Here is a 13,792-nt window from a genome sequence, read left to right on the forward strand (position 1 = left end):
AAATGAAAAGGTATTTTGTTTTAAATGCTTTTACGAATAAATTTTCCAGAGATAGGATATGAATAATCTTCATCATTAAAAACTTTTATCGCTGCAATAATCGGGAAAATTAATGCAACTAAGCCTACAGCTATTAATAATGGTATGCCAATTAAAATAATAACTAAAATACCAGAAATCGTTGCAGCAATTAATAGTATAATATGAAATCCTAAGGCTTCCATTGCTTGAGTTTTTACATATCCATCTTTTGAAATTAATAAAATCACCAATGGAATAATTATTGGCAGAGATACAAATACTGCTAAATGACTAGCAGCAGATAATAATTTTTGTTCAGTAGTCAACATTTCTTCACCTCATTTCTTATTTACTATTATAATATTATAAATGGATGTAATAAAGTGCTAAATTATTTCCTTAGAAACATACTCAGAAGTCATTAGTTTTAATATACCACCATAATTAATATTAAATAATACCTCATCACCAACTTTATATATAGTATTTGATTCAGTTATATCTATTATTAAATGGTCACTACTTTCTCCTATTATTGAAATACTATTATCCTCTGGTATTAAATCATCAATATCAATATCTTGTTTTCCAATAGCGCATATTGCTCTTTTTCTATTCCCTTTATCTATAAAAGTTGGTTTTCTGCCAAAAGCATCCATTCCTATTTCACCTAAGGGTAAAGATGGCTTTTCTTTTAATTCTATTATTTCAGCTGCTAATTTAAAACAATCATTATTTGTTCCACTTATTTGATGACCAAAGGCAGTTTCTCTACCTAACACTAGCGCCTCCCCAAGTCTTAATTGATTTATTTCCTCAGGCATTTCACCCGTCTCTATTAAATGTAATGAAGAGGAGTTCCCCCCAGATAGTATTTCTAACTGTATATTAAATTCTTCTTCAACTTTCTTTTTGATTGTAGATAATCTGTTTAGATTATCTTTTCGTGGTATGACTCCTCCATAACAAGTAAGATTAGTACCAAATCCAATTAATCTAACTCCTTTAAGATTAAGAATTATTTTAACCAAATCATATATTTTATCTTCTGCAAATATACCTTCCCTTAAATCTCCTAAATCTATCATCAAAATAATATCATGAACTTTTTTTTGTTTAATTGCAGCAATTGAAAGACTTTCAATTGTTTCTTGTTCGGAATTCAAAGATATATCTGCATATTTTACTACTTCATCAACCTCAGATATCTGAGGTAATCTTAACATTAACTTTGGAACAGGTATATCATATAGTCTCTTAATATTTTGTATTCTTGAGTCGGCTAAAAATCTCATTCCACCCTCAACATATATTTTTGCTAATTCTTCATTTCCACAGAATACCTTTGTTACTCCTCCAGGACTTATATTACTCTTTTCACAAATTTCAACAAGTCTTTCTACATTTTTTTTAAATTTATCTTTATTAATAATTATTTTAGGATATGACATTTATATACCTCCTCATATTTTCAAAACAAGCCCAACCATAGGCTGGACTTGTTATTAAATCACCACTATATATTTAAGCTTTTCTTTAGTAAAGATAATGCTGCTTCAGGATATTTCTTTGATAAGACACCTAATGAAGCCATAATGTAATTATTGTCAACTAATATTTGAGTTTCTCTATTTGGAAATAAATCATTTCCTTTATTATTTTCAGCAATAGACTTCATAATTTCTATTCTACTTGGAAGCCTCGTCAATGCTCCGCCAGTTCCAACTATATATTTAATATTTGTTAGATCTTTTCCTTCTGCTATAGTTTTTTTGCCAGAAGCTCCATATAGATCTCTAAATTTACCGGCATGCCTTCTAACAGAAGTAATTACTGCTTCCTTAGTAAGTTCCTCTACAAACCTTTTCTCCATTTCATTTGATGGTATAGGTTTATGATTTTCAATTAATTCCTCAAGCTTTTGGGAAGAAATATCTAGATTAGTTACTAATTCTTCTAATCCTATTCTTTCAACAATATTCTTCATATTAACATATACACCTAAGTCACCTTCTACCGTTCTTTTAGCTATTGGTTCAGGACTTATTAATATTCTATTAACCTCTTCACTTCCTTCTGTAACTGAATGTAGGTCAGTAGTGGCACCTCCTACATCTAGGGTTATAAGATCACCTATCTCTTCTTTTAATAGCTTAGATGCTAACATAACCGCTCCTGGAGTAGGTATTATAGGGCCGTTCACCATCTCCCTTACTTTCATCATTCCCGGTGCATGTATAATGTGTTCTTCAAATACATCTTGTATTACCTTCCTAGTAGGCTCTATATTTAATTTATCTATTTTTGGATATACATTTTCTACTATATATAGCTTGCAAGGTGTATCTTCAAATATTAATTTAATTTCTTCTATATTTTCAATATTCCCTGCATATATTACTGGTACATCTAAATTTAACTCAGCAATTTTTTCTGCATTATAAATTGCTGTATCACGTTCTCCGTAATCTACTCCCCCTGCTATTAGTATGATATTCGGATTTACTTCCTTTATTTGTTTTATATCCGTTCTTCTTAGTCTACCTGCTGTTACTTGGTGAATGTTTGCACCCGCACCTAATGCAGCTTCTTTAGCAGCTCTTACGGTCATATCATATACTAATCCATGAACTGTCATCCGAAGACCTCCAGCTGCTGAACTGGTAGCTATTAATTCATCATATACAATATCTTCTACTCCTAATGACCTTTTTAAATCATCAATTGCTTTGTTTAAACCAATATTAACATCCCCCTCGTTAACACTGGTGGGAGCTTGCCCCTGTCCTATAAATTTAGGACAAGAGCTATAAATATCATTAAAAGCATTTATTACTGTTGTTGTACTCCCTATTTCAGCAACTAAAATATTAGTTTTCATTTTTTCTTCTCTCTTCAACTAATTTAGTAGCAACATGAACTCCTTTCGTCCCTCTTCCAAAGCCAGCATCCATACCACTTTCTACAGCTATTTCTGGTGAAACCTGAGTTCCTCCTGCTAAGATTGTTATCTTATCCCTTATACCTTTTTCTATAGCCAATTCATGAATTTTTCTCATGTTTTTATAGTGTACATCATCATGACTTATTATTGTAGACATTAATATTGCATCGGCATTAAGTTCTATAGCTGCATCAATTAGTTTCTCTACAGGAACTGATGTACCTAGATAATTACATTCAATACCGTATTTTTCTATTCCACCGTGCTTAATATCTATTATTTCTCTAAGACCAACTGAATGTTCATCTTCTCCAACAGTACCTGCTACAATTGTCATAGGATTTTTATCTATATCTTCTCTGATCTCATCATCAGTCATTATATTAGGTCTTGGAGGTATAACTAGCTCAGCAGTATCTATAGAGAATGCTACCTTACCTTTTATTTCTACTCTAGTACCTTCAGATGTTTGCATAATTTCTTTATGGATAACTTCAACATCAACTAAGCCCATTTTTTTACCAATTTCTATAGCAGCGAACTCTGCAGTTCTTTCATCAGTTGGTAAGAAAAGAGTCGTTTGAACTATTCCGTCACCTTTCCATTCCATCTCAGGTTTGATCTTTGTTGATTCTCTAAATTCTTTAGTTTCTTCTAGTCTAACATTTACGTTATCATTTTCATCTAACTCATCAATATAAACTATTTTATCTGCATTCTTTAATGTATCTCCATCTATAAGAGTTGATGGGTCATTAACTGCTGATTCATCGTATTGAGCTACGTTATTATATCCAAAGAAAGCTGTAACTGGTGCCATATAATCTTCATCTCTTTCATATACAGTACCTTCACCAATTCCTCCATCTATTTTTCTTGCAATACCATCTCCATTTCTTTCTGGATATTGCCCAGAATCTACAAAGAATCCATCTTCTACAGCTTTAAAATATCCTCCAGCTTCAATGATTTCTTCCATAAATAGTATAGATCTTTCTTTAAGTTCTCTTACTTTATCAGCAAGTTCTCCTTTATCTCTTTTAATTTCTACCATTTCAGTTAATCCATCCATACCAACTAATGCTTGTTTAGCTGTATCAGTACCTTCTATATTATATATATGCCACGGTACATTTCTTCCTTCATCAGGAGTTATAGTAGATTGAATTTCTGCTCTAGTTAATTTAGAAATCAATAAGTTTAAAGTATGGGTTACTGTAGCTTCTCTTGTAGATGATCCCATATATTTCGTATTCTGTTGAGCTCTCATCTTATATTCTCTAAACAGTTCTCTTAAAGCTACTGCATAAGGTAAATCTAACCTCATACATGGTGCTGGAGGAGCTGTTGGTGGTACTGTTGATAATGCAATATTCTCTTTCTTCATTCCTGCTTTTACAGAGAATATTGAGTTTAGCGCGTGTTGTACCATTAATTCAGGCATAACTTTCCATGCTTCTCTAGCTGTTGCATTTGCATTATGTGCTCCATCTATCTGAGCTATTTCAGCCCAAGCCATTACCTTTTTAGCATTAGCAGCATCAACGAAAGATCTTATCATATTTATATTTCTATATAAAACATTATATTGAGGATCTTGATGAGCTCCATTTACTCCTTCTTCAGCATACATAACTGCTATCTCAGGACCTGCTACTCCACTTACATAAGAATGATAATTAATTGGTCTACCTACTTCATCCTCTATAATGTCCAATGCTTTTCTCTGTGCTCTAACTTGCTTTCTAGTAATAGGTATACCACCTATTCCCTGAGGAGTGCCTTCTATAAGTCCATCAAAATGACTTTGTCCTGCAGTTCTTATAACCATAATATGATCTGCTCCATGCCATGCTGCCATTCTCATTCTTCTAATATCATCTTCAAATCTTCCAGATGCTATTTCAGTAGTTATAACACTTGTTGGCTGTGGATCAATATCATTAAAATAATGTGCTGATGGTAACGGTTGGCTTTGATCTAAGTTTTCAGCAGTATCATAATACTCAAATTGTCCTATCTTTCTTTTTTGGCCAGTACCTTTTCTCCATGTCCAACCTGTTCTTCTTGGTCTATATTTATCTAAGTCTTTTAATAGTTCTTTTATATCTAATTTTTCGTTTGGTTTAAGCTCCATGGTTGTCACCTCCAGAAAATATATTCATTGCTGCATCCCATAATTCACCATCTAATAGTTTTAGACCTGTTTCTCTAATACTTAAGTTATTATCTTTTGCAACTCTATATATTACATGTCCTACACCTTTTCCAATTAATCCTCTATCTATTGCCCCTTCAACTATTGCTTTTGCTTCTATACTAGAAAAACCCATTCTCATAACTACTGATCTCTCTATTGAAGGACTAGTATTTTTTGAAGCTAAATCCACCATCGGATCTACTATTTTCTCTGCTAATTCCCAAAACTTTGCTTCTAATTGTTCTTCTGTTAAGTCAGCTAAATGTTTTCTTCTTTGGGCGAAATCATCTGCTCTCTTCATTTACGACACCTCCATTAATATTTAACGTTTAATTCGTCTAGTACGCTCTTTACAAATTCTACACTCGACTTTGTGTCATTAGCTAAGAATTCTAAATCTATTTCTTTAACCTCTACACTTTCATTGTTACTAATACAATTCTTAATATAGGATTTTTTGATTTTATTTAAGTCTAAGTCTCTAGCCTTAATATAACTAGGATCTTTTGGTAATATAATATTTTCTCCAGGTATTTCATCTGTCGGGTTACCAACTTCTATTTTCACTCCATTTTCCTTTGCAAAGGAAAGTTGAGGTTGAATATGTTTACCTGCTCCAGTATATTCAGTTTCTTGAACTACAATAATTTTATCTTCATCAAGTTCTTGAGCTAATGAAAACGCTGCAGCTAAAGAAGTATTACCAGCTGGGCCTCTTTCTAAACCTTCTAATTGTGCTAGAGCTTCTGTCATATAAAATACTTCCCCTTGATTAACTGTTACATATCTATCCATATATCTTAAAGGTCTAGCGGCAGATCTAGGAACATCTGATCTATCTGGCCAAGTTGCAAAAGGAATGCCAAATCCAGTATGTCCTGTAGTAAAGGACTTTTTATTAAATTGAGTATCGCTAGCCATGTGAAGTCCCTTTAGATTAACACTAGCACCTATCATCTCTACGTTTTCTGCTCCTGCCTTAATAAGCCCTCTAGCAGTACCAGTTAAATTCCCTCCTCCTGCATTAGTAGCAACTACAACATCCGGATCTCTACCTTCTAATTCCCTAAATTGCATTGCTAATTCATAACCTAATGTTTCAACTCCAGCTATACCGAAAGGAGTATATAAAGATGCATTAAAGTATCCAGTTTCTTCTAATAACTTTAGAAATGTATAGAATAGTTCAGGTCCTACGGTTAGTTGTAATACCTCCGCACCATAAGCTTCACATTTTCTTGCCTTTTCTACAATTTCAGGTTGTCCTACACCTCTTGAATCATAACATTCTTGTATAATAATACATTTAAGACCTAGCATTGCAGCTTGACTAGCTACTGCTGCTCCGTAATTACCACTTGTAGCAGCTATAACTCCTTTGTATCCATTTTTCTTAGCATGGTATACACTAGTTGCAGCTCTTCTAGCTTTATAGCTTCCAGAAGGATTTGAGGCTTCATCCTTTATAAATATTCTTGCCCCTTTACCTTTTGGAGCAAACTTTCTAGCTAATTCTGTTATATTTTTCAATTCTAAAATTGGAGTATTTCCAATCCCAGTTTCTTTTTGAGTCTTTTGAATCTCTTGAAGACTATAACCTGTTTTATGCATCATTTCGTCATAACCAAATGCAATACCCTCTGACTCAAAGTTACCATAGTCAATACCTACAGCTTGTTTCATAATTTCATTTTTACGGCCCATAACCCCACTATAGCTCATATCTTTACTCATCTTTAGCACCACCTTCTAAAAGGCTTCTCAATTGTCTACCTACATACAATAGCTCTGGAACACATTTTCCATAACTATGGTCATAATAAGGATTGATTTCTAATAATTTCCCTTTAATTTTTCTTCCTATATATGTTTCAACTTCTACCACATCACCAATTTCAGCTTCCTCATTAATTAAAAAACCTTTATCCCACATTTCAAGGGGCACTTTTTTAGTGTCTTCAGGAACTTGAGGAGCTCTTTCAGATGGCTCTAATATTACATTATATATTCTTACCCAGTCTCCTTTTTTTGCACAACTCATATTTATCCCTACTTTCTAATTAAATCTCTCATATCTCCCATAATTGCTCTTGGTACTGGTAGATCTATCATAGTTTTAAGTCCAGCTGGTGCATTTATAACATGAGGTATCATATTTACACACATTGCAATAGTACCTAAACCACCTTCAACCTCTGGTTTAATTGACATATTTACTTCTGGTGTTCCTTTGATTCTTATATAATCCCCTGTATGAGTACCTTCCATCTCAGGCTCTATTTGTTGTGGATGTTTCATATCTATCTTAACTTCACCATCAACATATCCTTGCCCAGTCATATTAACACCTGCTACATTACCTGCTTTAGCAAATCCATAAGGAGATTTTCTATCTATACTAGTTACAATTGGTTTCATTTGTTGATCTAATTTCTCAACATTCCATCCTATTGCATCTCCAATCATTTTTATAGATTCAGCAAAACCAACATGTCCTGCTAATGAACCATCTTCAACACCTTTTTCAAACTCTTCTACAGTTATACCTACACCTTGTTCTTCCATAACTGCTTCACCAAATGGAGATAAGCTATTTACTCTTTCTGCCTCTATATGCTCAACTTCAGTCATACATCCTGTTAGACAAACAACCAATAAGTCCATAATTAATCCTGGGTTTATTCCAGTACCTAATACAGACACTCCATTAGCTTTTGCAATCTCGTTAAGTTCTTTTGCTAGTTCTGGATCTTGAGCTTTAGGATAAGCCATTTCCTCTGCTGTTGAAATTATATTTATCTTATTTTCTAATAATAACTTTAACTTAGGAAAGGTTTTCCTTGTGAAAGAATCTGTAGCAACTAATGCTATATCAGGCTTCATATTGATTACGTCATCTATTTCTGGAGTTATTTTAACCTCTGGACTATCTCCTTTTTCAACATTTAAAACTTCAAATATACTTTTATTTACTCTAGTATCATGTCTATCACATACACCTACTATTTCAACACCCTTCTTCTTTAATAACATTTTAGCCATTCCACTTCCCATAGCTCCAAATCCCCATATACCTACTTTAATATTTTCCATTAAAAAGCACCTCCAAAATTTATATTATTCACACCCATATTTAATGCAAATAGCTTGCCAAGTTTCCAATTTGTCAGAATATTATAGGAATTGGCTTAATTACAACTACTTAAGTTTATACATTTTATGTATAATTATATAAAATACACAAAACCGCAAAAAAATTTGCGGTTATTTATGCAAATTTTTTTGCGGTTATATTATTTCATATTTTTTTAACTTATGTTGTAAAGTTTGTCTTTTTATATTGAGACCTCTAGCTGTAGCAGATATATTATAATTCCATTTTATTAGTTCATCTTTAATAATGCTTTTTTCAATCATAGATAATGTATCATTCAAAGATTCACCCTTATTGATATTCATAATGTCTTTCTGTATTTCTTTATTGACTGAATTAAAGTCTTTTATATAATCTGGAAAATGTTCAAGCTGCAATACATGTTCATCCGTTGCTATGAAGTTCATTGCTCCTTCAATCATGTTCTCTAATTCTCTTACATTTCCTGGCCAGTTATAGTTATTAAATAATTGTTTAACATCTCTAGAAATCATCCATACATCTTTATCTAACCTTCTATTATATTTTCTTATAAAAGCCTCCACTAACAAATTTAAATCTCCAATTCTCTCCCTTAATGTAGGTATATTTACATATATAACATTTAGTCTATAGTATAAATCCTTTCTTAATCTTCCATTTTCTATTGCTTCTTTAGGCGATTCATTGGTAGTTGCAATAATTTTCACATCTACTGGAATATCCTTAAGGCCTCCAACCCTTCTAATATAACCTTCTTGGAGCACTCTTAATAATTTAGACTGTAATGTCATACCCATTGAGTTTATCTCATCTAATAGAAGCGTGCCCCCATTAGCTTGTTCAAACAATCCTGGTCTATCAATTGCTCCTGTAAACCCACCTTTTACAGTTCCAAATAGAATACCTTCTAAGAGTTGTTCTGGTAAAGCTGCACAATTTTGGGCTACAAAGGGGTATTTTTTTCTTGAGCCCGAATAATGTATGCTTTGTGCAAATAATTCTTTTCCTGTGCCTGTTTCACCATATATCAATACACTAGATGAAGAATTAGAGGCTTTTTTTGCTATATTAATTGCTTTTTTAAAGTTATCCGTTTTTCCGATAATATTATCAAAAGTATATTGTTTGCTTTTCACATTAACTTTGTCCACACTTTTATTGTTTAATTCACTTCTTAATTCTAATAATTCTTCGGAAAGCTTTTTTATCTTCGTAACATCCCTACCGATCTCAACCGCACCTATTAAGTCCTCTTTATAGAAAATTGGTATTGTAGTATTAACAGAAGATATCTTCTCTCCTTTATAGTTTAAATATGTTTGTCCTCTATTTATAATGGCTCTTCCAGTTTTCATTACAGTAAATAATGTACTAGACTCTTCATCTAGAGATGGAAAAATCTCTAGTAATTGTTTACCTATAATATTTTTCCTTTCAATTCCTTCTAATTGTTCCATGGCCTCATTATATATTATTGTTTTTCCTTCTTTATCTATTACATGAATACCTTCATCTAAATACTGCAAAATATTGGGCAGTATTAAGCTTTCAATTTTCATTCAGCATCATCCTTTTATTATTCTAATATCATTATATAAAAAATATTAGTTTTTTTAAACCAAATAAAAGGATACCATAAAAGGTACCCCTTTATTTTTCTTCAATTGGTATAGCTACTTTGAATTCCGTTCCTTCATTTATTTTACTCTTTACTTTAATACTTCCTTTGAATGCAATAACAATATGTTTTACTATAGCTAATCCTAATCCTGTACCCCCTACTCTTCTAGAACGAGCTTTATCAACTCTATAAAATCTCTCAAACAATCTCTCAATATGTTCTTTTTCAATTCCAATTCCAGTATCTTTTATTTTTATTATTAATTCACTATCTATGGTATAGGCTATAATCGTTACCTTTCCATTTTCAGTTGTATATTTAATGGCATTATCCACTAAATTAATCATCATTTGTTTAAACCAACCTCTATTTCCATAAACACTAGGCAAGTTTCCATTAATCTTGTTTACTATTTCTATATTTTTCTTTTTGGCTAATTCTGATAGAAAATCAACAACTTCATTAATTGCATTATTAACATTTATATCTTCTTCATTAAGTATATTTTTATTATTTTCTATATCTGATAAAACTAACAAATCTTGTATTAATGAGTTTAGTCTGGATGCTTCTATATCAATGATATTTAAAAACTTATCTCTTAATTCAATATTGTTAGCTGCACCCGCTTTTAGAGTTTCGACGAATCCTTTTATTGATGTAAGAGGAGTTTTTAATTCATGGCTTACATTAGCTACAAAATCTTTTCTCATTCTTTCTAATCTTCTCATTTCCGTTACATCCTGTAGTATTATAAGAACACCAATTTTTCTATTAGGATCATTTGCAAGTTTTATTGGATTAGTATAAACTCTCATAACTCTTGTTATAGGGTAATTTATCTCTATTTCTATATTACTTTCCATATTATCATGTAATAAATTTTCTATATCATCGTCCAATTTATTATTTCTAATAACCTCTAGTAAAGATTTTCCTTTTACTTCATTCTCTTTAATCTCAAACATTTTTTCTGCAGTAGGATTAATAAACATTATTTTTTTATAATTATCCAAAGCTATAACTCCATTTATCATACTCTTTAATATGGCTTTTAAATTGGTATTACTATTGCTTAATTCTTGTATATTTGCTCTTAACTCCGTACTCATAATATTAAAGTTTTCAGCTAATAAACCTAATTCATCATCACTTTGAAAATACACTTTTTCACCATAATTACCTTGAGTAATACTTTTTGTGGCTTTTGAAAGTTCTTCTATTGGATAAGTTACCCTATTTATATATCTTACTGCTAATATTATAGCAATAAAAAGTCCTGCTAAAGCAGATATGAAAATGTTTCTAACAAGATTTCTTGTATATTCTGCTATATCCTTTAATGGGACAGCTAATCTTATAACAGCAAGGCTTGAATTATTATCTTTAAATGGAACCGCCACATAATACATGTTTTTATCCAGTGATTTGCTATATCTCTGACTTACTCCAATTTTATCCTTATAAGCTTTTGATATTTCTGGTCTATCTTTATGATTTTCTAATAAATCAATATTTATATCAGAATCTCCTATCACTTCACCTTCTTTGTTAATAAATGAAATTCTAGCTCCTATTTCCTTGGAGTAAGTATCTGCAAAAATATTTAAATCATCATCCTCAATATTTTGAGATTTAAGAAACTGGCTTATTAGTCTCGAATTAGATTCTAATTGTTCTTCAACACTATTTATATAATTAAGTCTTACTAAACTAAGGGATAAAGATCCTGTAGTTATCACTCCGATCAAGATTAATATAGAAAATATAATAAATATTCTTTTCTTCATTTTATTGCCCCTTATTTTACCTTATATCCTACACCTCTAATAGTCTCTATTAAATGATTCGTATCATTAAGCTTTTTTCTCAGATGTCTAATGTGAACATCAACAGTTCGTGTTTCACCATAAAAATCATATCCCCATATTTTATCTAAAAGGTAATTTCTTGATAGAACTTTCCCTCTATTTTCTGCCAATACCTTTAATAATTCAAATTCTTTTAGAGTAAGTTCTTTAACTTCATTATCTATGCTCACCTCGTGACTTTCTATATCTATAATAATATTATCAATTTTTATTATATGGGCTTCTTCTTCAACTTGAATATTACTAGATCTTCTTAATACAGCTTTAATTCTTGCAACTAACTCTCTAATCCCAAAAGGCTTTGTAATATAGTCATCTGCTCCCAATTCAAGGCCTATTACTTTATCAGTTTCTTCTCCTTTAGCGGTTAACATTATGACTGGAATATCCTCTGTATCTTTATTTCTTTTTAGTTTCTTACAAACTTCCATCCCGTCCAAAATGGGAAGCATTATATCTAATAATATTAAATCTGGAGTTTCTTCTAAAGCTTTCTTATAAGCTTCATTACCATCAAATGCTGTAATTATCTCATACCCATTACTCTCTAAATTATACTTAATAAGCTCCACTATATGTTCTTCATCATCTACAACAAGTATTTTCCCGTAACTCATATCTGATCCTCCTACTCTTTCAATTTAATTATTGCAGCCATTCTTCCAGTACTACCATTTTCTTTTCTATATGAATATAGAATTTCATTGTTACAACTAGTGCAAATTTTACTTATTATAATATTTCTACCCTTAATTCCTTTTTCCTTCAAGACTTCCCTGTTAGCCTGCCACAAATCCAAATGGTAACTGTCTTCATCTGTTGATTTTATCACGTTATTAAGGTTTGTAAAATTTGTGTTAAATCTATTAACTACATCTTCATTTACTGTATAACAACAAGGTCCTATTGATGGGCCGATCCCAACTAATATATCATCTAACTCACAACCAAAATTCTTTATTAATATATCTAACATCTTACCACCAATTTTATCAACTGTGCCTCTCCAACCAGCATGAGCTAATCCTATAACTTTATTTTTAGGATCTAGAAAAAATAAAGGTACGCAATCAGCAAAAAAAGTTACTAGTGCAATTCCCTTTATATTTGTGACTAATCCATCTACCGAATTATAATCTCTATCTTTAATAAGACCCTTACCCATATCTTCTTGTTTAACTATCCTAATATTAGTTTCATGAATTTGATTTGATAATACCATCTTATCAATTGAGGTATCCAAAACATGAGAAATTCTAGTAAAGTTCTCAATTATATTATCTGTTAAATCACCTATATTTAATCCAAAATTTAGACTAGTAAATGGTCCTTCACTCATGCCACCATCTTTAGTTGTAAATAGATGATCTACTACACCTGTATCTTCAAATCTATCTATAGTAAAATATTTAATTTTATTTTTCTTTTTAAAACTAAATCCTGACATAATTTACCTCCACCATTAAAATAATAGGCTCAAAAATGAGCCTATTTTTCATCTAACAATTTCTTTAATTCATCCATAAATGTATTGATATCTTTAAATTGTCTATATACTGATGCAAACCTAACATATGATACCTCATCAATATTCTTTAAACTCTCCATGACCATTTGACCTATCGAATCAGCAGATATTTCTTTTTCCAAAGAATTATTTATATTTTTCTCTATATCATCAACTATTTTTTCCATATCTTTCATAGAAACAGGTCTTTTCTCACAAGCTCTTATAATACCATTTAATAGTTTATTTCTATTATAAGGCTGTCTAGTTCCATCTTTTTTTACTACCACTATAGGTATCTCTTCAATTTTTTCATAAGTAGTAAACCTTCTATTGCACTTAATACATTCTCTTCTTCTTCTTATTGACTGATTCTCATCTGTAGGTCTAGAATCTACAACTTTTGTTTCATAATAATCGCAATAGGGACATCTCATATAATCCTCTCCAAACTGTATATTATTTATCTAAATTATTTAATATACATTAATT

13 protein-coding genes are annotated in these 13,792 nt (G+C 31.2%); all 13 read right to left on the minus strand.

The features are described 5' to 3' along the window. Positions 1–20 precede the first annotated feature (20 nt). Positions 21–350 carry a DUF4870 domain-containing protein gene (locus tag GOQ27_RS16430; RefSeq protein ID WP_203367959.1) on the minus strand — a complete coding sequence of 110 codons (330 nt, stop codon included), beginning with the start codon at positions 348–350 and terminating at the stop codon, positions 21–23. 57 nt (positions 351–407) lie between these two features. Continuing rightward, positions 408–1,472 carry an ornithine racemase Orr gene (gene orr / locus GOQ27_RS16435; RefSeq protein ID WP_203367960.1) on the minus strand — a complete coding sequence of 355 codons (1,065 nt, stop codon included), beginning with the start codon at positions 1,470–1,472 and terminating at the stop codon, positions 408–410. A gap of 65 nt (positions 1,473–1,537) precedes the next feature. Further along, a complete protein-coding gene (locus GOQ27_RS16440; protein WP_350445932.1) occupies positions 1,538–2,920 on the minus strand; it encodes a GlmL-related ornithine degradation protein in 1,383 nt (460 codons plus the stop codon). After that, positions 2,892–5,102, minus strand: a complete 2,211-nt coding sequence (gene oraE, locus GOQ27_RS16445; protein ID WP_203367961.1) for a D-ornithine 4,5-aminomutase subunit OraE — start codon at positions 5,100–5,102, stop codon at positions 2,892–2,894. Before oraE ends, GOQ27_RS16440 begins: the two co-directional genes overlap by 29 nt. After that, positions 5,092–5,466, minus strand: coding sequence for an ornithine aminomutase subunit alpha (locus GOQ27_RS16450; RefSeq protein WP_203367962.1), 375 nt, complete (start codon positions 5,464–5,466; stop codon positions 5,092–5,094). The genes oraE and GOQ27_RS16450 overlap by 11 nt, the downstream gene beginning before the upstream one ends. A gap of 14 nt (positions 5,467–5,480) precedes the next feature. After that, complete coding sequence (gene ortB, locus GOQ27_RS16455; RefSeq protein WP_203367963.1) at positions 5,481–6,899, minus strand: 2-amino-4-oxopentanoate thiolase subunit OrtB; 1,419 nt, start codon at positions 6,897–6,899, stop codon at positions 5,481–5,483. Then, entirely contained in the window at positions 6,892–7,206 is a 315-nt protein-coding gene (gene ortA, locus GOQ27_RS16460) for a 2-amino-4-oxopentanoate thiolase subunit OrtA (RefSeq protein ID WP_203367964.1), read from the minus strand. Before ortA ends, ortB begins: the two co-directional genes overlap by 8 nt. Before the next feature lie 8 nt (positions 7,207–7,214). Further along, complete coding sequence (gene ord / locus GOQ27_RS16465) at positions 7,215–8,258, minus strand: 2,4-diaminopentanoate dehydrogenase (RefSeq protein WP_203367965.1); 1,044 nt, start codon at positions 8,256–8,258, stop codon at positions 7,215–7,217. A gap of 195 nt (positions 8,259–8,453) precedes the next feature. After that, a complete protein-coding gene (locus GOQ27_RS16470; protein ID WP_203367966.1) occupies positions 8,454–9,860 on the minus strand; it encodes a sigma-54 interaction domain-containing protein in 1,407 nt (468 codons plus the stop codon). Positions 9,861–9,951: 91 nt separating this feature from the next. Further along, the gene (gene pnpS / locus GOQ27_RS16475) at positions 9,952–11,712 is read right to left on the minus strand and encodes a two-component system histidine kinase PnpS (RefSeq protein ID WP_203367967.1); all 1,761 of its coding nucleotides are present in this window, start codon (positions 11,710–11,712) and stop codon (positions 9,952–9,954) included. A gap of 11 nt (positions 11,713–11,723) precedes the next feature. Next, positions 11,724–12,410 carry a response regulator gene (locus GOQ27_RS16480; RefSeq protein WP_203367968.1) on the minus strand — a complete coding sequence of 229 codons (687 nt, stop codon included), beginning with the start codon at positions 12,408–12,410 and terminating at the stop codon, positions 11,724–11,726. Between the two features lie 11 nt (positions 12,411–12,421). Then, positions 12,422–13,240, minus strand: a complete 819-nt coding sequence (gene pgeF, locus GOQ27_RS16485; protein WP_203367969.1) for a peptidoglycan editing factor PgeF — start codon at positions 13,238–13,240, stop codon at positions 12,422–12,424. Positions 13,241–13,281: 41 nt separating this feature from the next. Then, positions 13,282–13,737, minus strand: coding sequence for a transcriptional regulator NrdR (gene nrdR, locus GOQ27_RS16490; RefSeq protein WP_203367970.1), 456 nt, complete (start codon positions 13,735–13,737; stop codon positions 13,282–13,284). Positions 13,738–13,792: the final 55 nt, after the last annotated feature.

This window comes from Anaeromonas frigoriresistens, from assembly GCF_016820655.1.
Lineage (GTDB): Bacteria > Bacillota > Clostridia > Tissierellales > SIT17 > Anaeromonas > Anaeromonas frigoriresistens.

Bases quoted from the DNA above. Each gene is read 5' to 3' on its own strand.
- GOQ27_RS16480 (WP_203367968.1), bottom strand. From the start codon at position 12,410: ATGAGTTACGGGAAAATACTTGTTGTAGATGATGAAGAACATATAGTG.
- pnpS (WP_203367967.1), bottom strand. From the start codon at position 11,712: ATGAAGAAAAGAATATTTATTATATTTTCTATATTAATCTTGATCGGA.
- GOQ27_RS16430 (WP_203367959.1), bottom strand. From the start codon at position 350: ATGTTGACTACTGAACAAAAATTATTATCTGCTGCTAGTCATTTAGCA.
- oraE (WP_203367961.1), bottom strand. From the start codon at position 5,102: ATGGAGCTTAAACCAAACGAAAAATTAGATATAAAAGAACTATTAAAA.
- ortA (WP_203367964.1), bottom strand. From the start codon at position 7,206: ATGAGTTGTGCAAAAAAAGGAGACTGGGTAAGAATATATAATGTAATA.
- orr (WP_203367960.1), bottom strand. From the start codon at position 1,472: ATGTCATATCCTAAAATAATTATTAATAAAGATAAATTTAAAAAAAAT.
- GOQ27_RS16470 (WP_203367966.1), bottom strand. From the start codon at position 9,860: ATGAAAATTGAAAGCTTAATACTGCCCAATATTTTGCAGTATTTAGAT.
- GOQ27_RS16450 (WP_203367962.1), bottom strand. From the start codon at position 5,466: ATGAAGAGAGCAGATGATTTCGCCCAAAGAAGAAAACATTTAGCTGAC.
- ord (WP_203367965.1), bottom strand. From the start codon at position 8,258: ATGGAAAATATTAAAGTAGGTATATGGGGATTTGGAGCTATGGGAAGT.
- ortB (WP_203367963.1), bottom strand. From the start codon at position 6,899: ATGAGTAAAGATATGAGCTATAGTGGGGTTATGGGCCGTAAAAATGAA.
- pgeF (WP_203367969.1), bottom strand. From the start codon at position 13,240: ATGTCAGGATTTAGTTTTAAAAAGAAAAATAAAATTAAATATTTTACT.
- nrdR (WP_203367970.1), bottom strand. From the start codon at position 13,737: ATGAGATGTCCCTATTGCGATTATTATGAAACAAAAGTTGTAGATTCT.